Annotated in this window: 17 protein-coding genes and 1 tRNA gene; 6 read left to right on the plus strand and 12 right to left on the minus strand. The window is 54.0% G+C overall.

The window, feature by feature from the left end; all coding sequences use genetic code 11:
• Genes asnB through ACFSSA_RS11805 form a run of 3 tightly spaced genes read left to right on the plus strand, consistent with a single transcriptional unit; the run spans position 1 to position 3,935 of the window.
• Positions 1-1,956 carry an asparagine synthase (glutamine-hydrolyzing) gene (gene asnB, locus ACFSSA_RS11795; RefSeq protein ID WP_386820651.1) on the plus strand — a complete coding sequence of 652 codons (1,956 nt, stop codon included), beginning with the start codon at positions 1-3 and terminating at the stop codon, positions 1,954-1,956.
• Positions 1,953-3,215, plus strand: a complete 1,263-nt coding sequence (locus ACFSSA_RS11800; RefSeq protein WP_386820652.1) for a Zn-dependent hydrolase — start codon at positions 1,953-1,955, stop codon at positions 3,213-3,215. Before asnB ends, ACFSSA_RS11800 begins: the two co-directional genes overlap by 4 nt.
• Positions 3,216-3,218: 3 nt before the next feature.
• Positions 3,219-3,935, plus strand: coding sequence for a cysteine hydrolase family protein (locus ACFSSA_RS11805; protein ID WP_386820653.1), 717 nt, complete (start codon positions 3,219-3,221; stop codon positions 3,933-3,935).
• 3 nt (positions 3,936-3,938) lie between these two features.
• Here the strand turns inward: ACFSSA_RS11805 and thrC are convergent, their stop codons facing one another.
• The 4 genes from thrC to ACFSSA_RS11825 form a co-directional block, all read right to left on the minus strand.
• Positions 3,939-5,243, minus strand: coding sequence for a threonine synthase (thrC, locus tag ACFSSA_RS11810; protein ID WP_386820654.1), 1,305 nt, complete (start codon positions 5,241-5,243; stop codon positions 3,939-3,941).
• Between the two features lie 21 nt (positions 5,244-5,264).
• Entirely contained in the window at positions 5,265-6,206 is a 942-nt protein-coding gene (locus ACFSSA_RS11815; protein WP_386820655.1) for a homoserine kinase, read from the minus strand.
• Positions 6,207-6,305: 99 nt separating this feature from the next.
• The gene (gene glnD / locus ACFSSA_RS11820; protein WP_386820656.1) at positions 6,306-9,059 is read right to left on the minus strand and encodes a [protein-PII] uridylyltransferase; all 2,754 of its coding nucleotides are present in this window, start codon (positions 9,057-9,059) and stop codon (positions 6,306-6,308) included.
• Between the two features lie 240 nt (positions 9,060-9,299).
• Entirely contained in the window at positions 9,300-10,253 is a 954-nt protein-coding gene (locus ACFSSA_RS11825; protein ID WP_386820657.1) for an AEC family transporter, read from the minus strand.
• Positions 10,254-10,382: 129 nt separating this feature from the next.
• Between ACFSSA_RS11825 and ACFSSA_RS11830 the strand changes: the two genes are divergently transcribed.
• Positions 10,383-11,411, plus strand: a complete 1,029-nt coding sequence (locus ACFSSA_RS11830) for an Mrp/NBP35 family ATP-binding protein (protein WP_386820658.1) — start codon at positions 10,383-10,385, stop codon at positions 11,409-11,411.
• 52 nt (positions 11,412-11,463) lie between these two features.
• Here the strand turns inward: ACFSSA_RS11830 and ACFSSA_RS11835 are convergent, their stop codons facing one another.
• From ACFSSA_RS11835 to ACFSSA_RS11865, 7 genes are all read right to left on the minus strand, one after another.
• A complete protein-coding gene (locus ACFSSA_RS11835; RefSeq protein WP_386820659.1) occupies positions 11,464-12,855 on the minus strand; it encodes a TolC family protein in 1,392 nt (463 codons plus the stop codon).
• A gap of 43 nt (positions 12,856-12,898) precedes the next feature.
• Complete coding sequence (locus tag ACFSSA_RS11840; protein ID WP_386820660.1) at positions 12,899-16,042, minus strand: efflux RND transporter permease subunit; 3,144 nt, start codon at positions 16,040-16,042, stop codon at positions 12,899-12,901.
• A gap of 33 nt (positions 16,043-16,075) precedes the next feature.
• Positions 16,076-17,131, minus strand: a complete 1,056-nt coding sequence (locus ACFSSA_RS11845) for an efflux RND transporter periplasmic adaptor subunit (protein WP_386820661.1) — start codon at positions 17,129-17,131, stop codon at positions 16,076-16,078.
• A 171-nt stretch (positions 17,132-17,302) separates the two neighbouring features.
• Positions 17,303-18,004: a sensor histidine kinase gene (locus ACFSSA_RS11850; protein ID WP_386820662.1), complete on the minus strand. Its 702-nt coding sequence runs from the start codon at positions 18,002-18,004 to the stop codon at positions 17,303-17,305.
• Positions 18,005-18,088: 84 nt separating this feature from the next.
• A complete protein-coding gene (locus ACFSSA_RS11855) occupies positions 18,089-18,742 on the minus strand; it encodes a hypothetical protein (RefSeq protein WP_386820663.1) in 654 nt (217 codons plus the stop codon).
• The gene (locus tag ACFSSA_RS11860) at positions 18,739-19,431 is read right to left on the minus strand and encodes a response regulator transcription factor (RefSeq protein ID WP_386820664.1); all 693 of its coding nucleotides are present in this window, start codon (positions 19,429-19,431) and stop codon (positions 18,739-18,741) included. Before ACFSSA_RS11860 ends, ACFSSA_RS11855 begins: the two co-directional genes overlap by 4 nt.
• 1 nt (position 19,432) lies before the next feature.
• Complete coding sequence (locus tag ACFSSA_RS11865; protein WP_386820665.1) at positions 19,433-19,909, minus strand: DoxX family protein; 477 nt, start codon at positions 19,907-19,909, stop codon at positions 19,433-19,435.
• A gap of 323 nt (positions 19,910-20,232) precedes the next feature.
• Between ACFSSA_RS11865 and ACFSSA_RS11870 the strand changes: the two genes are divergently transcribed.
• Together ACFSSA_RS11870 and ACFSSA_RS11875 are read left to right on the plus strand one after the other, a co-directional pair.
• Positions 20,233-21,363 carry a porin gene (locus tag ACFSSA_RS11870; RefSeq protein ID WP_386820666.1) on the plus strand — a complete coding sequence of 377 codons (1,131 nt, stop codon included), beginning with the start codon at positions 20,233-20,235 and terminating at the stop codon, positions 21,361-21,363.
• 224 nt (positions 21,364-21,587) lie between these two features.
• Positions 21,588-21,658, plus strand: a tRNA-Gln gene (locus ACFSSA_RS11875).
• 224 nt (positions 21,659-21,882) lie between these two features.
• Here the strand turns inward: ACFSSA_RS11875 and dgt are convergent.
• The gene (gene dgt / locus ACFSSA_RS11880; RefSeq protein ID WP_386820667.1) at positions 21,883-23,190 is read right to left on the minus strand and encodes a dGTP triphosphohydrolase; all 1,308 of its coding nucleotides are present in this window, start codon (positions 23,188-23,190) and stop codon (positions 21,883-21,885) included.
• Between the last annotated feature and the right edge of the window lie 7 nt (positions 23,191-23,197).

Here is a 23,197-nt window from a genome sequence, read left to right on the forward strand (position 1 = left end):
ATGTGCGGCATTGCCGGCCATTTTTCGGCCAAACCTCTTCCTGAAAACTCACCTGAACTACTGGATCGCCAGTTGGAAACTATCGTGCACCGTGGTCCGGATGGGCGGGGGCATTATATCGATAACGCGAAGGGTGTGGCGCTGGGCCATACACGCCTTGCGATCAATGATCTGGAAGGTGGTTGCCAACCTTTGCACGCAGTGGATGGAAGATACGTGCTGACGACGAACGGAGAGTTTTACGACTTCAAGCGCCATCGCGCAACGATGATGGCAGAAGGTGATAGGTTTCTGACTAAATCCGACTCTGAGATAGCGATCGGGCTATACCGGAAGTTCGGCTTGGATTTTACCGAGCACTTGCGGGGAGAGTTTGCTTTCGCGTTGTATGATCGAACCGCAGACGAGCTCATCTTGTTGAGAGACCGTTTCGGAGTGCGGCCACTTTTCTTTTGGGTATCCCCGGATAAAAGCAAGATCGTCTATGGCTCCGAGGCGAAATCCGTGCTGGCTCATCCAGATGTGCCGGCACGTTTGGATCGCAAGGCGGCCCTACATCAGCTGATGCAGACAATCGCTCCTGGAATGAGTGCGTTTGAGAACATCGAGTCGTTGGCACCAGGCCATTTCCTGCGCATCAGAAAGCGAAACGGACAGCTCGACATCCATCAGCAGCGTTACTGGGATTTCGATTTTCCACATGAGGAAGAACGACCAGGCAAGGTGGATGAAAAAGAGCACGTGGAAATTGTTCGTGAGGAATTGATCAAGGCTATCGTGCTAAGACTCGAGGCTGATGTGCCGGTTGGCTGTTATCTTTCCGGAGGGATTGATTCCTGCTGCATCCTTGGCCTTGCGACCGGGGCGATGCAATCACCTACAAAGGCCTATACCATCTCCTTTGATGATGATGCCTACGATGAGGCTCCTATTGCCAAGCAAATGGCGGAGTCCATGGGGGCGGACCAGGAAGTCATCAATCTGAACGCTGCCGACCTATATGGAGAGAATTATGTGAACACGGTGTGGCATGCGGAGCGGACATTTTACAATACCTTAGGCGTGGCGAAGAATCTGATGTCCAAGCGGGTCAAGGAATCAGGCTATCGATGCGTGATTACCGGTGAGGGTGCGGATGAGCTTTTTGCAGGCTATCCAGCTTTGAAGAGAGATATGTTTCTGCACGGATTAAAGCATGAGCCGGAGAATGTTCGTGCGGAGTATCAGGCAGCTTTGGAGAAAACGAACTCTCTCTTCAAGGGCGCGATTCTGGCAGAAACCCAGCGGACCCATCACAAATGGGAATCACTTTGCGGATTTACTCCGTCGTGGATCCAGCCATGGATGGACACGTTGGATCTCGCCCGTCCTTTGCTCTCCGACGATTTATTGCATGAGCTGGAAGGCTATGATCCCATTGAGGAGATAGCCAACCGTATCGATCCGAGTATGGTCGAGGGGAGACATCCGCTGGATATTGCTCAATACACTTGGTCGAAATGTCAGCTGGAGGGGCAGATTCTAAACTGGGGCGGTGACCGGGTGGATATGGCAAACTCCATGGAGTCCCGTCCGGCATTTCTTGATCATCACCTGGCAGCAGCAGCGGTGAAGGTTCCCCCCAACCTGAGAATCAAGGGAAACATCGAGAAACATGTATTACGGGAAGCTGTGAAGGGTGTCTTACCGGAAGTTCTCTACAAACGTGAAAAGTTTGCCTTCATGGCCCCCCCGGCTCACACGGATAAAGCCAAGATGGCGAAAGTGGAGGAACTCGTCAGTCAATATCTCAATGCATCTGTAATTGAGGATGCGGGTATTTGCTCCCCGGAGCGTGTGGCGAGGTTCCTGGAGGGTTACCGCCGCGATACGGATCCTACCTCTCTGGTCCGCAAAGACACGTTGCTGAACCATTTGCTCACGCTTCATATTCTCCACCGCCAGTTTACTTCGTGAAAACTCCTGAAAAGCTCAGAGTCGATATAGAACGGATCAAATCCGACATTCTCACACTCGCCGCGATAGGAAAGAACGAGCAGGATCGTGGAATATACCGGATGGCCTTCTCCGACAAGGATATGGAGGGGAAACGCTGGCTGACGAAGAGAATTTCGGAGAATGGCCTCGAGGCCTCGAGCGATGGCGCTGCAAACGTATCAGGCGTATTGAAGGGAGAAGCAGATTATCCGCGCATCTACGTAGGCTCCCACATTGATACGGTTCCATGTGCGGGGATGTTGGATGGAACCTTGGGGGTGGTTGTCGGTCTGGAATGTCTGCGCGTGCTTTGTGCGGAAAAAATACAGCCAAAAAAGAGCTTGGAACTGATCGCCTTCAGCGACGAGGAAGGCCGCTTCGGCGGAACTTTTGGCTCTGAAGCGTTTACCGGCACGTTAACGATGGAAAAGGTCGAGAGTGCAAAGGATCTGAACGGTGTAAGGCTGTGGGATGCGATGGCAGCACATGGCATGGATCCCTTGAAAGCGCTTGATGCAACCCGGCGCCCCGATGAGATCAATTCCTACCTGGAGCTCCACATAGAACAGGGACCCGTGCTGGACGAGAATCGCCTGCAAGTCGGCATCGTTGAAAGTATCACAGGCCTTCAATCATGGTCCCTGAGGTTCACTGGTGAGGCAAACCATGCGGGAACCACACCGATGGACTATCGGAAAGATGCGTTCATGGGACTGGCGGATTTTGCCCATGAATTACCTCGGATTTTGGAAGAGAACGGCGGCGATCATTCGCGGGCAACCATAGGAAAGGCAGAAATCCTACCGGGTGCGCCAAATTCCGTGCCGGGCATGGTAGAATTTTCGCTCGATTTCCGGGATCCGTCTCCGGAAATTCTGAATGAGCTATCCCTCGCATTCCAGAAGGCTTTGGCAGCGATTTCACGGCGCCGCGGATTGAAATTCGAATTTCATATCCAGGGGGAGATTCATCCCGTTGCTTCCGATAGCCGTCTGACGGAACTGCTGCAGGACCAAGCCGAGACCCTTGGCTTGAATTTTACCCGTATGCTCAGCGGCGCAGCCCACGATGCGCAATTGGTGGGACGGATTGCTCCGATGGCCATGATTTTCGTGCCGAGTAAAGGGGGGATGAGCCACTCGCCCGCGGAATGGACCGCATGGGAAGATATTGAAGCCGGTGCCAATTTGATGCTCTCCACGCTATATCAATTGGCCATGAAACCCTTGGGATCATAACTTATGACAGATGATAATTTGCTGGATCCATTGACTCCGATCTATCGCGAGTCATTTGCGGAAAATCCGAAACATGAAAAGGATCTACGGAACCGGAACACCGCGCTCTTGTGTATAGATATGCAGTATCTGGATGCTGCCGAGGGGCACGGTCTCTTTGCTGAAAACGATAAATCCCCGATTCCGCTCGACGAGATGCGGTATTATTTCGATAGGCTCAAGAGCACGGTTTTCCCGAACGTCCACAATCTCCAGAATTGTTTCCGGATGCACGGACTGGAGGTGATCCACGTTCGTATTCAGTCACTTACCCATGATGGAAGAGACCGGGGGAAGGGTCATAAACGGTTGAATTTGCATGTCGCGCCCGGTTCGGCGGATGCTTGTTTCATCGAAGAAGTAGCACCGGTGGGGGACGAGATTGTGATCAATAAAACGGCAAGCGGTGTCTTTTCGTCCACAAACCTTCACTACGTCCTGACAAATCTCGGTATCAGTTCTCTTTATGTTGTAGGTGTTTACACAAATGAGTGTGTGGAAACGACGGTCAGAGATGCATGTGACCTGGGTTATCTGGTAACAATGGTCGATGACTGCTGTGCGACCGTCACGCCAGAGCTACATGAGGCCAGCCTCAAAACACTCCGCGATCGCTATGCTCGCATCATCACCGCTGAAGAGGCAATGGATGCGATCGAGCGCGAAGTGAAGGAAATCTGAGAGTTAGATGACATTGTCACCGAGCCAGGCGCGGAAGGTTTCCCAATCCTTTGGCAGCTCTGTGGCTACCTTTTCCTGATCTGCGAGGACAGCGAGCCGCTCGGGAATATCCACTTTTCCCACGCCTAGCTCTGCATCCATCACATCCGGGAACTTGGCCGGATGTGCAGTCTCCAATGTAATCGTCGCAGAGCCGGGATGCGCCGCCCGGTAGTTGCGGGCGGCCAACCAGCCCACGGCTCCATGCGGATCGATTTCATAATTGAACAAAGATTTCACTTCGCGCACGGCGGCTCGGGTTTCTCCATCCGAAAAACTTATGCCACTGACGCTCTCCCGCATTTTTTGCCAGGAATTTCCAAACAGTGCCTGCATGCGGACAAAATTTGATGGCGCTCCCACATCCATCGCGTTCGAAATTGTCGCGATACTTGGGCGTGGGGTATATTCGCCCTTTTTGAGATATTCCGGGACGACGTCATTCCGGTTCGTCGCCGCGAGGAAATGCTCGACTGGCAGGCCGACCTGTTTCGCAAGAAGTCCCGCAGTCAGGTTGCCAAAGTTTCCGGAAGGGATCACAAAGGTGGGCTTCACTCCTTCGGGAAGCTGTCTAGCACTGTGGATATAGTAGAAGCTTTGCGGGACAAGACGCGAGAGGTTGATCGAGTTCGCAGAAGTCAGGTTCATGCGCTCTGCGACCTCGCGGTCCAGAAACGCTTTTTTTACAAGCGCCTGGCAATCATCGAAGGTGCCATCGATTTCCAATGCGGTGATGTTTCCACCCAGGGCGGTGAGTTGCTTTTCCTGAAGGCCGGATACTTTACCCTTCGGATATAAAATGATCACACGGGTGCCCGGAACATTATGAAAAGCCGAAGCAACCGCGCCACCGGTATCGCCGGAGGTAGCGACCAATACGGTAAGCAGTCTGTCTTCCCCGCGGGTGAGATGTGCCATGAGCCGGGCCATGAAGCGGGCTCCAAAATCTTTGAACGCAAGAGTCGGGCCATGGAAAAGCTCAAGAATATGATCTCCCGGAGCTAGGGTGACGAGCGGGGCGTCGAAGGCAAGTGTGCCCTCAACAATATCGCGGAGTTCCGGCGCGGGGACATCCTCGCCGAAGAAAGCTTCAGCCACGGCGAAGCCAATTTCCTGAAATGTCAGCTCACGCCAGATGGTCCAGAAGTCTCTCCCGAGAACTGGCAGCTCATTCGGCATGTAAAGGCCATTGTCCGGCGGAAGAGAGCGTAGAATCGCTTCCTTGAGATCGACCTGGTGGCTTGGATTACTGGTGGAGTGATATTTCACGGCACTTGAAGATGGTTTGAGTTAGCTGACGACGTGCACGCCGTGGGGATTGATCTTGGAGATATGCAACTGGCAGTTTACCGGGATTTCCTTGAAGACCTTTTCTATCGCCGCGCCTACTTTTCGTGCGGATTCCTCACCTTCACAAAGCGCGAAAACCGAAGGACCCGCGCCGGAAATGGAAAAGCCCAGAGCACCTGCGGAAAGTGCCGCCCGTTTTGCTTTGTAGAAATCCGGGATGAGTTTCTGACGGCGAGGCTCTGCGATGACATCGTGGATGGAGCGGGAGATCAGACCGTAATCTTCCTGAATGAGTCCAAGAATCAAGCCGCCGAGGTTGCCGATTTGTTGGGTGGCGTTCTCCAAAGGTATTTCTTTGGGCAAAATTTCACGGGCGACCTTGGTTAAGATTTCGATATCCGGGTGAACCACAGCAGCCCAAAGGTTTTTCGGAGCTGGAATCTGTGCGATATCGAGCTCTTCGTTGGAGCGGATGAAAACGATGCCGCCGAGGAGACATGGTCCGACGTTATCCGCGTGCCAAGCTCCGTCCGCAGAGGCTTCGCCAGCCATCGCAAATGGGAGCAACTGGCGTTTGGAGAGCGGCTCCCCAATGAGCTTGTTCACGGCGAAGGCACCTGCCACAGCCGATGCGGAGGAAGAGCCCAGGCCGGAGCCAAAAGGCATTTTTTTATGGATTTCCATTTCGATACCCCGGTCGAGCATGCCGAGATGTTTGAGAAGATCCAACGCGGCGACTCCGGCGGTATTTTTGGTGGGATCTTTCGGCAGTTTTCCGTCATCCCCGGTGATTTTTGTGATCTGAAGGCCGGGTTTGTTTGAGTTGCGGACGACGATTTCATCGCCCGGAGAATCGATGGCAAAGCCAAGGACATCGTATCCACAGGCGACATTGGCGACTGTGGCTGGGGCGAATACGCGGATTTCTTGATTAGCGGACATGGCGGTTTTCCCTCCGAAAGGGGCGGGAGTCTGCTTCGGTTATACCTTGCATATCAAGCCCGACTTTAGGTGTCCTTTGCTCGCGGAAATGATCTCCTGTCACACGGCAGCTTCCTTGCGGGCGACGAGATTGTTGAATTTTTCCTCCAGTGCGCGCAGAAGCTGTGGATCCTCGATTTTTTTGTTCTCGGACGTGACGATGTAGAGCGTGTCCATCGCCACTCCTTTCTCGGTGCAAATCCGCGCATGTGCGGTGTCCAGCCCCGCTTCATTGATCGTGTGAAATAAATCGTGGAGCAGTCCGATACGGTCGAGAGCCTGTATCTCAACCGTTGTGCAGCTCGGGTGAAGATCATTGGAAACATGAGCGCGAACCGGGACGGAAAGGCCGGTTTCCGTGCGGGGTTTCAGGAAATTCTGCTTGAGCTTCAGGTATTGCTCCGGCTCGTATTTTTCTGACTCAAGGATTTGAGTGAAGGTTCTGATGAAACGCTTACGAGTGGTTTCGTTGGAAATCGGTTCGAAGTTGGTTGTGCAAACCCTGAAAATATTGAGGACAATATCATCAGTGCGGGTGAAAAGGTCTGCCGAGAGAATGTTGATCTGCTCCGAGGCAAGAGCGCAGCACAGTTTTTCCAGGTGCAGCGGCCGATCGTGGGTGGCAAGCACGAGTTCGGAATAGCCTTTGTCCGGATGATCGATCCATTTCACGCAAAATGCGTGGGGATTTTGTTTGTTATGCTGTTCATCGAGGAAACTGCGAATTGCCTCAATTTGCGTGACGATGAAAGACGCTTCCCGATAGGCGAAGGCAGCGTCCGGAGTGCGGGAAAAGTGCGCTTTGATCTCCTTGGTGTAATCATCCGGCATAAGCGCAATTACCTCACGGCGCAGCTCCTGCCGATCGGTATCGAGCCGTCTGGTGAATTTTTCCCGGCCTTCGATAAGGAAACGTTTGGTCGCCTTGTGAAGCTGGAGCATCAGGGATTCCTTCCAGCCGTTCCACGCATCTGGGGCGGTGCCACTAGTATCGCAGTAGGTGAAGAGCAAGAGAGCATCCAGGTTCTCTGTGGTTTTCATGATGGCAGCGAACTCTGCGATCACCTCTGGATCCTCCAGGTTTTTGGTGGTCGCTGTCCGCCAGAATGTCAGGTGATTGTCCACAAGGAACATGATGAGCGAGTAGCGGCGACCTTTGATCTGAAGTCTGGCGCAGAGTTTTACCGCCAGCATGGCGGAGCCGTCGATGTGCTCCCGGACATTTTCCGACCGGCCTGTATCGTGGAGAATCAGGGCAAGATAAAGCGCATACGGATCGACGATTTCATGGAACAGTCTTCTGAAAAGATCGAACTTGGGGTCTGTATTGTCCAAAAGCTTATCAAGCTCATCAATACAGCGGAGCGTATGCTCGTCCGCGGTGTAGCGATGGAAAAACTCGTGCTGGACCAGGCAGTCCAATGCTCCGAACTCGGGGAGGTAGCGCCCCAGAAAACCGATACGGTGCATTTGGCGGAGTGTGCGGGCGACTTCGCCCTTACGTTCGAGAATTGCCTGAAAGGTCTCACGGTTGGCTTTGAGATACCGGAAAGGCCGGTCGATATCGTTCCAGTGGCTCGCGATCAACCGCCTCATTTGAGGGGAAAGGCGCAGGCCGCGCACTTGCGAGTGCTGGAAGAGCCGCATCATGCGGTGGATATCGTCTTTGAAAATTTCATGGTTGGCCGGGTAGATCCGGCCGTTGCGGGCGATGAACCCATCAAACTCCTCACGCTTTTTTTTGCGAAAGGTCAGGAAGGAGCGCAAACCGCTTTCCGCGATGGTATCCTGCTCGATTTGGAAGGTTTCCATGAGGGAATTCGAATGGCGGTAGAGGTGGCGGGTATGGCGATAGTAATCCCGCATGAATGCCTCCGTGCGCCGGAGAATGCTACGCTGTGGGTAGGCGAAAGAAGTCGCGACCACGCCTTGGAGCTGGAGGGTGAGAATATCGGTGGACTTACCGGTATGGTAATGGAGGTCATTCCTGACGCGTAGCAGGAAATCGTTTGCTTCTTCAATTTCGCGGAGGGTGCTTGCGGTGATGATTTTTTTTTCCACAAGTTTTCCCAGATCCGCCGAGCCGGTTTTCATGCGGGCGACCCAGAGCATGTTCTGGTAATCCCGCAGACCTCCGCAGGATTCTTTGACATTCGGCTCCTGGAGAAAGACGGTGTAGGAGGATTTTTTGTGCCTGGAACGAAGATCCTGGCGGCGATTTTCCAGGAACTCATCATATCCTTTTGCAATGCAGTTTTTATCGTAGCTGACGAGAAATTCCTGATAGAGCTCCTTATTGCCCGCGATCAAACGCGTCTCCATCAGGGCGGTGAAGTTTTGTTGATCCGCCCTGGCTTCCTGAATACATTCTGCGATTGATCGGCAGGACTGGCCGACTTTGAATCCTAGATCCCACAACACGTAGAGAACCCTTTGCACAAGCTCCTGGACGTGTTTCGGGAGCTTGGTGGAAGCCCGGGGAAGGAGAAACAGGATGTCAATATCTGACCCGGGATTCAAGGTGCCACGGCCGTATCCGCCGATCGCCACCAGGGAAAGTGGTGAGCTCTCAACTCCCTGGGCATTGATCGTCGCCTGTAGAATAGTGGCCAGCAATACATCGATGAGCTCGGAACGTGCCTCCGCGATTTCCAATCCACCTGCTCCATCGCGATGACGGGCTAGGATAATCTCCTGCTCGGACTTCATGAAACTCTGGTAAAGGCCCATCCGCTCATCGGGCGAGAGCTGTCCGTCAATGGCAGGTTTTAAGATCTGATTGGCTTTTTGTTGGAGCGGCGAGGTTTCTGACATTGGAAATGGGGTAATCTAAGGAGAAAATGATGGATTTTGGAACTGGAAGCACGTCGTAACGCAGAATCTGGAATGAAATTTTTGCAGTGTTTATCGGCATTGTGGCTCCCTGATGCGGATGGCGTGCCGAAATATGAACTATTTATCGATAGGTATGAATCTGATCTGGTTTCCGGAGCTTCGGGCGGGATTTGGCTGGATGCTGAAAACCCGCAAACCGGAGGCTGGAATGGCTGTTTCTCAATGGGTGATCGGCGTCAGGTTAAGGTATCGTATTCCGAAGGTGATAATATAAGGGAGTGAAAAAATAGACACGATCGTTGTCGCGACGACAATCTGGACAGCGACGCTGGATTTTCCTCCGTAGAGACGGGCGAGAAGAATAGGTGTCATCGCCGCAGGCATGGCGGCTTGCACGAGAAGGACCTGGCGGATTTCCACTGCCATCGGGATATGTTTGGCGCAGACAATGATGATTGCCGGAATGACGATAATGCGGACTACGATGGATGCAAAAATGATTTTCCACGACGGTTTTTCCGAGCCTACCAGATCAATGATAGAGGCACCTGTCATGATGATGGCCAGAGGAAAAGCTCCCGCACCGGCCATGTGCATCGCTTCCCGCACCGGGCCGTTGATCTTGTCATCCAGGTGAAGGCTAATGAGGAGAATTCCTGTAACGACCGCGATGATCGGACCATTGATCAGTCGTTTCCAGCGAATGCCACGCTCTCCGCTCATCAGCATCACGCCGATGGACCAGAGGGCGATTTCCACGCCGATGTTGTGAACAAACAGCACGGCGACTGCGGAGGAGCCCCAGAGAATTTCCACCGCCGGAATGGATAGGAATCCGTAGTTCTGACAGCCACTGGTGAGGGCGAAGGTGCGGATGCCATTCCCGGGAATCAGACCAATGATTTTGCCAGTGCCGTAGCCGACCACCAGCCCAATGATGATAAAGGAAAATCCCAGCCCGGCCCCGGTAAATAGCACGCCTGCACTCCGTAAAACCTCGGATCCCAGCATTTTGTCCAAAATGAAGCAGGGAAGCATCACGGAGAAGATGACATGCATCACCCCCACATCGTGGTCATGGCGCAGAACGCCCAATTTCCTGAGAACTGCCCCGCCAAGCGTGAGTAGATAGATCGGTAAAACAGCAAGGACGACTGTGGCTGGCGAAATCACGCCGGGAGGTTTGTTTGATGTCGGGCGAATGTCGATTGTGGAGTGAAGCTTCGCGAAAATCGGCGCTTTCTGGTGTCGAGTGCTTGGTGGTTGCGTTGCAGGGAAAATCGGGGAGAGTGGTGGCGAGTTATGACGAACGTAGAGCAGATCAAAGAAGCACTGAAGCAGGTCAAGTATCCTGGATTTTCCCGGGATATTGTGTCCTTTGGCTTGGTGAAGGCGGTGGAGTTCGAGGGCGAGGATCTCGTCGTAAAGATCGAAGTCGCGACAAAGGATCCAAAAGTCCCGCAACAAATTTTCAAGGATTGCCACGAAGTGCTTGGAGCGATTGATGACGTGGGCACCGTGAAGATAGATATCGATGTGAAGGACGCTCCGGAAGCCGCTGGCGGTGCGATCGGGAAATCCTCCATCCCTGGGGTAAAACGAATTATTGCTGTGGCCTCCGGTAAAGGCGGCGTGGGAAAATCCACCGTCGCGGCGAACCTTGCCATCGCACTTTCCGCACGGGGGTTGAAGGTCGGCCTATGCGATTGTGATCTCTACGGTCCCTCTGTTGCCCAGATGTTCGGCACCACCGAGCGACCGAATGCGAATGAGAACGACGAGATCATCCCGATCGAGGCCCACGGTTTGAAACTGATGTCGATGGGCTTCCTTTTGGAGGACAAATCTCCCGTCATTGTGCGGGGGCCGATGGCTACCCGCTACACTCAACAGTTTCTCCGCCAAGTCGCATGGGGCGAGCTCGATGTGTTGGTTCTGGATCTTCCTCCGGGGACTGGCGATATCCAGCTGACGATCGTCCAGACGGTAGCCGTCGATGGTGCGATCATTGTGACCACCCCGCAGGAAGTTGCATTGATCGATGCGCGGAAAGCCGTGGCGATGTTTGCAAAGGTCAATGTGCCGATCCTCGGTCTGATCGAGAATATGGCTTGGTTTGAGTGCGATGCCGGGAAGCGCTACTACCTGTTCGGCGAAGAAGGCGGAGTCCGCGAGGCAGAGGATATGAATGTGCCGTTATTGGCTCAGATCCCCATCGATATGCCCACCGGTAGAGGAGGCGACAATGGAAAACCGGTGGCACTCACCGATCCGAAGAAAAATAAGGTATCCGCAGCCTTCCATGCGATGGTTGCCGATTTGAATGTCTGATGCGGATGACCGGTCATTTGGTTTCCCGGTCATCCGTTTTCCGGGAAGTCAATTACCTAGGGTGACCCAGCGCGGCGAGCAGGCGGTGCTGGGCAATATTGTAGTCCAATACCGCATCGACTTCCGCTTGCTTGGCTTCTGCGAGAGTCTGGATGGATACGAGAGCTTCAATCGGCAAGCCCTGGGCTTCCTGCAGTCGATCCGTTGTCAGGCGATACGCGTTTTTCGCATGCACGGCAGCTTGTTTTCCGAGAGGAATCCGGGTGCGTTGCGCATGAGCTTCTGCACGTGCGGCGGCGACTTCGTTGACAATGATATCAAGGGCTCTGGCTTCATTTAGCTTTGAAAGCTTTAGCTCCGCTTCTTTTTCCCGGGCGGCCGCCGCGTTTCCAAAGCCAAGCCCTTCAAGTTTCCAATAAATCATTGCGGTGACTTCCTCGCGGTTGTCGGAGTCTTCGGTGGAAGAGCCCCGGCCCGCACCAAAGTCAAAATTTGAATATCCGGCGGCGACGTTCGGTAAAAATGGCTTTACCTTCTGCTCGGTCAGACGATTTGCTGCGGCGGCGACTTCCGATTGCATTTGCCTCGTTTCCGGACGGAAACGGAAGGCGGTTGCCACCATTCTTGAGACAGACTCATCCGGATCGACGAGATCGATCGGAGAGACCGATTTATCCACGGGAATCAGGGTCAGGGAAGGGGACAGATGAAGGAGCCGGGCAAGCGCGGCAGATCGGCGCAGGAGGTCAGCCTCGGCACGTGCCGTCTGTCCCTGGCGCAGCAAATGATTGGCCAAGGTGCGCTCGGAATCGGCTTCCAGGCCTTCCCCCGCAGCGGAAAAAGCTTTGGTGGACTCCGCCAGTTTTCTGGCGGATGCCTCGACCTCACGGGAAAGCTGTAGGACCGCGCGGGCGCGAACCAGCTCGTAGTAGGCCGCTGCCGCATCGGCAAAAATTTCGTGCTCTTTTGCTTCTGCTGCGGCGACGGCAGCCTTCCGATCCTGACGGGTGGCAAGCGGAGCGAATATCGCGCGGCTGACATTGAGATCCAGTGATAAACCAGGTGCTCCGGAAGCGGTGCCAAGACCGGAAGATTCGGAAACACGGGAGGCGTTCACCGGCGTTCCGAGTGTATCCTGCAAGAGCCCGTTTTGTTTCGCGAAAGATGCACCAACGGCTAGGTCCGGCACTAGGGTCAGCATCGCTCGATCGGCGCGTGCAGCCGCACGATTGGATTTTTCGATAGCTATTGCGAGATCCAGGTTACGTCCGGCTGCGAGTTTCAACGTCGTTTCCAAGTCGATGGGAAATGTGCCGGACGCCGGGACGAGGCTCGCAACCGAGTAATCGGATGCTGTGGAGCCCTGATTGGAATCTGTGGCCGATGGGAGATTAGTGCAGGAGCAAATAGCCGCAACCGCGGGAATGAAAAGAATGTTACGCATAAGTCAATGTGGGGAAATGGCTTTCTAAAAAGTGTGAGGAAACCTAAGGCACGGAGTGGGCGCTCTCGGGATCGGTGGGATCGAGGGAAGCGGAAGTTACCTTTTTATTGGTAAATAGCGCGAAGACCGAGGGCAGGACGAACAGGGTGGCAAGAGTCGCACAAACCAGGCCGCCGACCACTGCGCGCCCGAGAGGCGCCGTCTGATCGCCGCCTTCACCCAGACCCAGCGCAAGGGGCAACATCCCTGCCGTCATGGCGCAGCTGGTCATCACCACCGCTCTAAGGCGAGAACGCGCACCTGCTATTGCGGCGGCCGCCGGATCAGCGGATTTTCTCCGTTCTGTCTCCGCGAAGGTGACGAGCAGGATCGCGTTCGCCACGGCTACGCCGATAGCCATGATGGAGCCGATGCCGGACTGGATATTGATCGTGGTGCCGGTGACCCATAGTGCGAGGATAATACCGGAAATTACTGCAGGTGTGGTAGAAATGACGACCAGTGCCAGACGGATCGATTGGAAGTTTGCGCACAGAATGAGGAAAATCACGATGACCGCGATGATCATCCCGGAGCCGAAGCCTTCGCTGAGCTGCTGGAAGGGAACGACCTGGCCCCGAAGATCGACTTTCGTTTTTGGGTCTTTCGGCGGACCGACCTTATCCAGCACCTCTTGAACCTCTTTTATCGCGGTTCCGAAATCGGTGCCATGGATATTGGCCGTGATACTGACTACACGGGCGAGGTTGTAGCGCTCATAGGTGCCGACAGCTGTGCTTTGCTCGATCTCGGCGAGGTTCCGTAGGAGAACGGGCTTTTCATTCGAGGAGCTGATCGGGATGTTTTTGAGATCTTCTATGGATGTCGTTAATTCCTCCGGGATCTGCACCTGGAGATTGTAGGAAACCCCGGATTTTGGATCCGCCCAGAAGTTCGGCACTGTGAAGCGACTGGACGTCGTTGCCGCCACAAGAGACCGGGCTATGTCATCGACTTCCACTCCCAGTAGCCCTGCCCGCTCCCGGTCGATGTGGACATTGACGGTCGGGAAATTAAGGTCTTGGCTGAACTGGAGATCGCGTAGGGAGCCGACCTTCTTGAGTTCTTTTAAGAGAAGTTCCGCATGTGCTTTGCTCACAGCGATGTCGGGGCCGCTCACGGCGATCTCCAAGGGTGTTGGCGAGCCAAAGCTCATCACCCGGGTGACGATGTCCTGGGGCTCGAAGGAGATGGATACCTCGGGCATTTCCGCTTTGAGAACGGACCGCAGTTTTTCTTTCAAATCTGCAATTCTGATCCCGGAGTCCTCGGTTAGCTGGACGGCGAGAAAACCTTCGCCCGGACCGCCGTTCCAGAGGTAAACCAGATTGACAGGGAAAGATGAGTTGTGGACGCCCACCATGCCGATGGACATCTCGACCTTGTCTTTCCCGCCGACCTCACGGGCAACGGTATCAAGAATGCGGATTGCGATTTTTTCTGTGATGGCGACCTGGGTGCCGCTCGGGGCGCGAAAGCGGATGGCAAATTGGCCGCTATCTGTCTGAGGGAAAATCTCGCGGCCGATCTGCGGACCGATCAATCCAATGACGAGCAAAGTAACGGCGAGGTATGCCGATACGACCAGCCAGCGGGCCGAGACGAAACCTTTTACCAATGGGGCGAAGCCACGGGCCAGGATGCCTTCTTTTTCCTCGTGGATCTTTTGTTTCCCTAGTAGCCAGACAGAGAGAACCGGCACGAGAGTGCTGGAGAGAAAGAACGAAGCGATCATGGAGAATCCCACCGCAAGGGCGAGGGGAACGAAGAGTGCCTTGGCAGCGCCGACCATGAAAAACGCGGGAATGAAAACCGCGAGGATACAAAGCATCGCGAGAAAGCGGGGAAGAGCGGTTTCCCGGGTGCCGGTGAGTGCCGCCTGGGCAATGGAATCACCTTTGGCGAGACGTGAATGGATATTTTCCACGGCAACGGTTGCCTCATCGACGAGGATTCCGATCGCCAGAGCCATGCCGCCGAGCGTCATCAGGTGAATCGTTTGGCCGGAGATCCATAAAGCCAGGCAGGCTGCCATCAGGGCGAGGGGAATATTGATCACAACGATGAAGGCACTGCGCCAATCGCGGAGGAAAAGCAGAACCATCAGACCGGTAAGGATCGCTCCGATGCCGCCTTCTTTTAGAAGATCTCGGATGGAGCGCTCGACAACGGGTGATTGGTCGAACTCGTAGCTGACCTTGATGCCATCCGGCAGGAGCTTTTGGAATTCGGGAATGTTCTCGCGAACGGTTTTTACCACGTCCAGCGTAGATGCTTCCGCGCGTTTCGTGACAGGTAGATATACCGAGCGTTTGCCATCTGCCAATGCGTAGGCGGTCGTGGTGTCCGCGCCATCGGTGACGGTCGCGATATCACGGACGAACACGGCACGGCCGGAATCTGTCTTGAGGGGAATGTTCTCCAGCTCCTTGATGTCCTTCACGATCGCATTGGTCGGGACGATAGGATACTTGCCATCGATATTGATGTTGCCGGAAGGGCTGATGAGATTCCCGCGAGCCAACGATTGGACCACCGAGTCCGGGGAGAGTCCGGCGGAGCGCATCTTATCGGGATCAATATTCACGATGATTGCCCGCGATGATCCTCCGAATGGCGGCGGAGCGGAAACACCGGGGAGTGTGGCGAAGGCCGGACGCACCTTATTGAGCGCTTGGTCCTGCATTTCGTTGAGCGTGATATCCGGATTATCCGTAGAGAAAACCAGATTGCCCACGGCGACGCTTCCGGCATCAAAGCGCATGATAAACGGTGCCGCAGTGCCGGGAGGCATGAATGCGCGGGAGCGGTTCACCTGGGCTACGGTCTCCGACATGGCTTGTGACATATCTGTTCCGGGGTGGAACTGGAGCTTCATGATCGATGCGCCCTGGATCGATTTTGATTCCACGTGCTCGATGTTGGAAATGTAGAGGAAGTGATACTCGTAGCGGTAGGTGAGATAGCCCTCCATCTGGGCCGGATCCATTCCACCGAAAGGCTGCGCCACATAAATGGTGGGGATTCCCAAGGGCGGGAAAATATCGCGGGGCATGCGTTTTACCGCGATCGAGGAGCCGAGAATGAGCGCGATCGCGACGACGATGATCGTCAACGGGCGGCGTAGGGCAAACGTGAGAATATTCATTGCTGTAATGTGAAAAATGGCTTCTGGAGCCGGTTATGGGATAACGACCTTCTCACCTTCCGCAGGACCTTCCGAAAGAATGGCCATTTTGCCGTCCACGGCTGCAAGCTTCACCAAGACCTTCCGCTCGGCTTCACCTTCGAGCACCATCACAAACCGCGAACCATCGGAGCCGGTGCGCACTGCGGAAAGTGGGACGCGGCTGGATTTTTCCAGCTTTTCGAGCTCAATCGATCCGCTGCCCAGCACTCTGGGTAGCAAGGCAGCGCCCGGGAGATCGACCTCTGCCAGCATCGTCTTCGTAACAGGATCAAGTGAGCCGGATACGCGGGTAAGCTCACTGTTGAAATCCTGGCCTGCGATCTTCAGTGATACAGGATCGCCGGCATTGGCAAGACCCGCGGCGTGTTCCGGGATTTCCAAACGGACGCGGATGGTTTCGGTCTGCTCAACGGTGAAGAGATTTTCACGCATGGAAGCGGGACCCAGAAAATCGCCGGGCTCGGCTTTCCTCTCGACGACGACACCATCGAAGGGCGCTTTGATTCTCGTATATTCCAGTGCCGCCGCCGCCTCCGTTTCACGGGCTGCTGCTGCGAGTGCATCCGCTTCAGCCGCAGTGATGCCCGCTTCCGCTTCGCCGACTTTCGCTTCTGCCGCGATGAGACGTGAATTTGCCTCGTCGCGCGCTTTATTGGTTACCGTGCCCGATTTTGCCAAAGCGGTAATGCGGGTGGTTTCTGATTTGACTGCGCTCATGGAGGCTTCCGCGGAGCGCAGCACGGAGGCTGCCTGGGAGACACGTTGCTTGGCGGCACGGGCTTTATGGGCGGCGTCCAGCTCTGGGGCGTGAATGATCGCGAGTATATCGCCAGCTTTGACTCTAGAGCCGATATCGACTCTCAGCTCCTCGATCCAACCTGTAGCAGAGGTGCCCAGATGGACCCGGTGGTAAGGAAAGGCTTCGGCGGGGAGGGAGATGTTTTTTTCCCAGGGACCGCCGGTCACCAATGCGGTTTCCACCTGGGAAAAAGCCTGCGGCAAAGCGAGCGAAGTTAGGGACAATACAAAAAGCGTAGGTTTGTTCATTTCGGGTAGATGTGCGTGTGGAAATAGTGGGCCGTGCGGTGCCAGCGTGTTTTCGAAAGCGCACCGCCACCGGGATTTGCGGGCAAGCCTCTGCAATGGAGAGGGGAAGGGCTATTTGAATAACCTTAAGATTTGTTCAGAAACAAAATGGGGCTGCCTTCCGGGACGGTATCAGCTTTCCGAGCAATTCAGCGGGAGGCTGATGCGGAAACGGCATCCTTGCTGTCCGGCTTCACGGAGCTGGATAGAACCGCCGATCTGTTCGATTGAGAGCTTGGCGATCGCCAGGCCCAGTCCCGAGCCACCTTCGGTTTGTGAACGAGCTGAATCAATCCGGTAAAAACGCTCGAAGACTTTTTCGCGGTGTTCCGCAGGGATCCCGGGACCGTTGTCGGAAATCTCAATAATGGCTCGGTCACCTTCCTCGAGGCAGCAGACATCGATTTTTGCCTCCCGGGGGCTGTAATGAATAGCGTTGTGGACGATATTCATGATCGCGTGGCGTAGCAGGAGCGCATCGGATTCCAAAGAAACATCACCTTCTCCGGAGACGGTGAGTTGTTGTTTTTTCTCGACCGCAAGAACCTCTAGACTGTCACAGATTTCCACGCAAAGGGCACTCACAGAGAGCGATCGGATAACCGGATTGGCGCTACCGCCTTCGGCTCTGGCAAACATCAGCATGGTGCTGACGAGGTTATTGAGACGGTCCGCCTCCTCCAACATACTGCTGATGGTTTCCCGCAATTCGTGTTCGTTTTCGTTCCCGCGGAGCGCGATTTCGCCAACACTCCGCAGTGCGGTCAACGGTGTGCGCAGCTCATGGGATGCATCCGCGGTGAAACGCTTGAGCGACTCAAACGATAGTTCCAAGCGCTCCAATGTCTGATTGAAAACGGTGGCGAGTTTACCGAGCTCATCATTGGGGTTGGGATTGGGGAGACGCTTGCCGAGGGACTAGGAAGTGATTTTCCCTGCTTCACTGGCCATTGCCCTCAGTGGCTTAAGGGCTTTTCCGGCCATCAGGTATCCACCAGCACCTGCCAATAAGATTGAAATGGGTAGGCCGAGAACGAGACCCGCCAAAATTTCCCTCAGCGTGGAGCGAATCCCGGATTCATCACGAAAAACCCTCAGAATAACTCTGCGTCCATCAACCCGGGTGACCGTCTGCAAGCTGCGTGCCGGGGTATTTTCCTCCAGCTTGATGTTGTAGAAAATTTCAGCTTTTTTCCCTCCCCGGCGTGGTGGCTGGAGAACCTGTGTGGCGTCCTCCGGCCAATGGCTCAGTAACATTTTTTTCCCGGACCAGACATCGAACCAAGTGGATGCGTAGCCGGCGCTGCTGGGAGTGGCCGGACTGTTGGATCTCCATTGGATTCCTCCGTCTTTGGTGGCTTCCAGATGTGCTTCTACGAGCGCCCAGTCGATGCGTAGTTGGCGATCCTGTTCCAGATGGAGCCTCTGATCGATCAGAGTATAAGCCGCTGGGATGAGGACGAGACTCACAGCGCCGGAGACAACCGTGAAGCAGGCTGCCAGCCGCAGCTTCAGCGAGCGGCGGGTCCACCAATCCCGCGGGATGAGAGCTTTCCTGAGAAAAGTTATCACGCGGTGGCTTCAAGGTTACTGCTCAGGAGAAAACCCACCCCGCGAACGGTTTTTATCAGCTTCTGAGGTCTTCCATCATCAATTTTTCTACGCAACCGCGCAATGTGGACATCGATCACATTGTCCAACGGCGTGGAGCGATTCGGTTCCCTCCAAACTTCCTTCGCGAGCATCTGGCGGGTTACCGCTTGCCCTTCATAACGAACGAGAAATGCGAGAAAATCGTATTCCCGCGGCGTGAGGATGATTTCTTCACCCGCTCTCCATGCCTGGCGGGATCTCAAATCGATCACTAGATCGCCGATTTGCTTACGCATGACCTCTTCGTGAATCGCTCTGCGCATAAGAGCTCTCAAGCGAGCCAGCAATTCGGTGAAGTCGAACGGCTTGACCAGGTAATCGTCCGCTCCAGAATCCAACCCCATCACCCGGTCTTCCACAGAGTCCCTTGCGGTTAGCAGCAGAACGGGTGGTTTGAGGGCCAGGTTGCGCAAAACCCGCAGAAGCTCAATCCCGCTGCGCTCCGGTAACATCCAGTCTAGCACAATCAGATCGAAGGCCTCTTCGGTGATAAACCGATAGCCTTCATTGCCAGTTTTAGCGACCACCGCCTCATACCCTTCGGCCTTCAGGCCGTTGCGGATTGCCCGGGCCGTTTTTTGATTATCTTCCACAATCAAAATTCTCATATCAAAGATCTTCGTTATTCGCGGTTGTCAGCACGGCATCGAGCGACCACCGGCCAGCGCCAACGATCAAGAGATAAAGGGAACCAAATGTCATTGATAGATCGGTCCTCGATTCGTGAAGCATGCCCAACAAGCCGTATCTGTCCAACGAACGCGGAGCAAATCCAAAGAACTCAGCCCCAAGCAAGATTGGAATTTTGGTCGTGAATATTGCTACGGCCATGATGGCCAAGAGAGGAATGACCGCGTAGCGGGTGGCAAGCCCGAGAAGCACAAGCACTCCACAGACGATCTCGGTGGAGCCTACAAACGGTCCCATAAGATCAGGAGACGGGATGCCGATTTTTTCAAATCTCCCGCTACCCATTGTTTCGGAGTAGAGAAATTTCTGAATACCCTCACCGAGAAAGACTCCCCCGATCATGATGCGAATGAGTATCGTGGAAGGTGGGGCGGTGCTAATCAGTAGCTTTCTCATAATAGGAAACATGAGGATGGTCACACAGAAGGATCTCTGTCGGAAAAAGAAATCGGCAAGGCACCTCCCGCAGAGCGTCACTATACGATGACACGGAGGCCGGCTTTTCAGATTTCATCATGAGTTTTCTTCATGCTTTTGTCACAATTCACGGTTTTGCGAGTTCTTTATGTGACAGATATGTCACATTGAGCAGCTAGGCTGGAGATTTCCGCGGTGACAATGTCGCGCCATTCCCAGTCCGGACCTGACTTTCCGGAGATGGACGACCTAAAACTAACGATATGAGAAGAATACAAAACAGTATCCCGGCTGTGACTATTATGTCACTTTTTACCGTCACCGGAATGAGCAGCGCCGCGGATGTCGACGCTGTTGAAAATTGGGCAAAAGATGTCTGGAGCCACGCCGTTCTATACGAGAACGAAAACAACCCGATTCTACAAAAGTTCGCCTTTACGGGGCGCGCCCAATTCGACTATGTCGTGATCGATGGTGAAGGCACGACCGCTGGCGGGCCCGGTCGTGATCTCAGCTATGACAACTTTAATACGCGTCGGTTGAGAGCTGGTTTCAAAGCCGGTTTGTTTCAGGATTTCACCCTTCACGTCGAGGCTGACTTCGATCCTGATGAAGATCCGTTTTATCGGCGCCTTACCGATGCGAATCTCGCGTGGAAACCTAGCGACGCCTTTGAGCTGAAAATCGGCAAGCAGGGAATGGGCTTCACCCTGGACGGTAAGACTTCCTCAAAGGAGCTTCTTACCATCGATCGTAGCGCTCTCTCAGGAAACCTCTGGTTTTCGAACGAATATATTCCTGGAATCACCGTTAGTGGTGAACTTGGAAACTGGCACTACAGCACAGGGTTCTTTTCCCAGGGCGAACAGGATAACGAGTTCGGCGAGTTCAATAGCGGCACCTCCTGGGTGGGAACTATTGGCTATGATCTGAGCGACATGACAGGTGCCGATACGGCGGTGGTGGCTTTCGATTATGTGATCAACGAAGAGAATCCGTCCTCTCCGGCATTGTTCACGAACCGCTCGTTCGGACAGATCGCCTCCCTGAATACGATTTGGGAGAAAGATCAATACGGATTCCGCGGAGACGTGAGTTTCGGTGATGGCTTTCTGGGCCAACCGGATGTCTGGGGACTTGTTCTGATGCCTTACTACGATATCACAGATCGCCTGCAATTGGTCGCCCGCTACACATTCCTCAAGAGTGATGGGAATGATGGTGTTCGTTACAACGGCTATGATTCCATCGTAGTCAATGGCCGCCGGGGCGATCAATATCAGGAAGGTTATCTGGGCTTCAACTACTACCTTTACGAGCACAAGATCAAGCTCCAGACCGGTCTCCAGTATATCAGTATGCGTGATCAGGCCAATAACGGCGGTGCATTTGATGGTTTCAACCTTACGACAGGGATTCGCTTCAGCTGGTGATCCGTTCTGTAAATGCTAGTTTATAGTTGTTGATAGATAGCGTTTTGCTGGTGGCAGTCCCTGTGGTTGTCACCAGTTTTTTTGTGATCTGATCGCTGAAACCGAGCAGCTACGGGCGTTCTACCGGAGGTGTAAAAAAAAAATCAAAGTTTGCTGATTTCTGGGTTGCCAAGAGCGGGGGTGGGGTATTACTTTCCCGCGCCCCGAGGGAAACCTCCGAGAAAAGCCTTATAGTGTAATGGTAACACCCCGGATTTTGATTCCGTTATTCTAGGTTCGAATCCTAGTAAGGCTATTTATCTTTTCAGGAAAATGGATCAGTGATCCGGTTGGAATCCAATATTTTACGCGTTCCCCACCAAGCAATTCCGGCTCCTCGGATCGATAGGGATTGGTGGGCTAAACTACAGCTTGGAGGGATCTGCCGGGTTGAACATTTTTTCTTTGGGCCAACCGAATTGGACAATGAGGGGAGGTTGTGGTTATTGACGAAGACGGGGCATCGCTACTTTTTTCCACCTATAGGTCATTGATCGAACCAAAGTCCGGAGAAAAGAGTCGCTTGTAGGTCCTGGCCGCATAGCCGTCTGTCATCCCTGCAAGGTAATCACAGATCAGCCTGGCCCGGACGCTTTCCTCCTTTGCTTCATCGATTTCCCGCACGGTATCGGCTGGGAGCAATTGGAAGTCCTGGCCATCAATGAGTTCGCCTCTGATGTATCGGGTTTCCAGTATTTCCCACATGCCACGAAGCATGTGGGATCCTTTATGCTCAAGCTGTTTGAGCTTGGGTGAAAGGAAGACCACCTCATAGGCGAGCCTTTTGAAAAGCTCTGATTCCGACCGCACTTCAGGATCGATCACCAAGCGGTATTTGTATCGATTGCTTAGGGAGGAGAGAACATTGCTATCCTGTTCGAGACGGGCAGCTCTGATATATGTTCCGATTCGTTTACCGACGAAAGGATCCACCCGACGCTTTTTGATCGCACGAATCAGATCTCCCAGTGGAGTGTTTTCCGAGAAATCATAGCTGTGCGCTTCCGCCCACGTTTCGATTTTTTCCACATGAAGAAAACCCGCCCGCACGCTATCGGAGAGGTCATTGAGAGAATATGCGGTATCATCCGCCCAGTCCATAATCTGACATTCCACGGATTTGAACGCATCCCGGCATTTACCGGGAGTATACTCGACGGGAAAATCGATATCGCCCATGGCCCAATCGAGAATATCTGCCTGGCTGTCGTAGATGAAGTGATTCCTTGGGGCCTCATCGCCGCACATCAATTCACTGCGCAAAGTTTTGTATTTCAGGATGCCATCGAGAAAGGCGCGTGATGGATTCATTCCTTTCCTGCTGGCGGAGAAAATCCGCTCTTTCAGCAGTCTGAGCGTTTGTGCATTTCCCTCGAATCCGCCATGTGAGCGCATCAAATGGTTCAACGTTCGTTCACCGGCATGACCGAATGGTGGGTGCCCGAGATCGTGGGAAAGGCAAATCGCCTCCACCAGATCCGTATCGATGTGGAAATCGCTTTCCAGCACGCTCCCGGGCTGGCGCAGCAGCCATGCGCAAATGGATTTTCCGATCTGGGCCACCTCCAGCGAATGGGTCAGACGTGTGCGGTAAAAATCGTATTCTCCTGACCAGAAAACCTGTGTTTTGTTCTGAAGCCTGCGAAATGCCGGAGTGTGGAGCACACGGTCACGATCGATTTGAAACGGTGTGCGGTAATCTTCGATAGGATTTTCACCGAGAGGTCTTTCAGTATCGAAAGAGCGGTAGAAACTGTTCGATACACCATTCCGCAAAGCGTTGATCATGCGGAAG

The organism is Luteolibacter algae (assembly GCF_042683045.1).
Classification (GTDB): Bacteria; Verrucomicrobiota; Verrucomicrobiia; order Verrucomicrobiales; family Akkermansiaceae; genus Luteolibacter; species Luteolibacter algae.

Coding starts and splice junctions, on each gene's coding strand:
- asnB (WP_386820651.1), top strand. CDS start 1: ATGTGCGGCATTGCCGGCCATTTTTCGGCCAAACCTCTTCCTGAAAAC.
- ACFSSA_RS11805 (WP_386820653.1), top strand. CDS start 3,219: ATGACAGATGATAATTTGCTGGATCCATTGACTCCGATCTATCGCGAG.
- ACFSSA_RS11815 (WP_386820655.1), bottom strand. CDS start 6,206: ATGTCCGCTAATCAAGAAATCCGCGTATTCGCCCCAGCCACAGTCGCC.
- glnD (WP_386820656.1), bottom strand. CDS start 9,059: ATGTCAGAAACCTCGCCGCTCCAACAAAAAGCCAATCAGATCTTAAAA.
- ACFSSA_RS11830 (WP_386820658.1), top strand. CDS start 10,383: ATGACGAACGTAGAGCAGATCAAAGAAGCACTGAAGCAGGTCAAGTAT.
- ACFSSA_RS11835 (WP_386820659.1), bottom strand. CDS start 12,855: ATGCGTAACATTCTTTTCATTCCCGCGGTTGCGGCTATTTGCTCCTGC.
- ACFSSA_RS11840 (WP_386820660.1), bottom strand. CDS start 16,042: ATGAATATTCTCACGTTTGCCCTACGCCGCCCGTTGACGATCATCGTC.
- ACFSSA_RS11845 (WP_386820661.1), bottom strand. CDS start 17,131: ATGAACAAACCTACGCTTTTTGTATTGTCCCTAACTTCGCTCGCTTTG.
- ACFSSA_RS11860 (WP_386820664.1), bottom strand. CDS start 19,431: ATGAGAATTTTGATTGTGGAAGATAATCAAAAAACGGCCCGGGCAATC.
- ACFSSA_RS11865 (WP_386820665.1), bottom strand. CDS start 19,909: ATGAGAAAGCTACTGATTAGCACCGCCCCACCTTCCACGATACTCATT.
- ACFSSA_RS11870 (WP_386820666.1), top strand. CDS start 20,233: ATGTCACTTTTTACCGTCACCGGAATGAGCAGCGCCGCGGATGTCGAC.
- dgt (WP_386820667.1), bottom strand. CDS start 23,190: ATGATCAACGCTTTGCGGAATGGTGTATCGAACAGTTTCTACCGCTCT.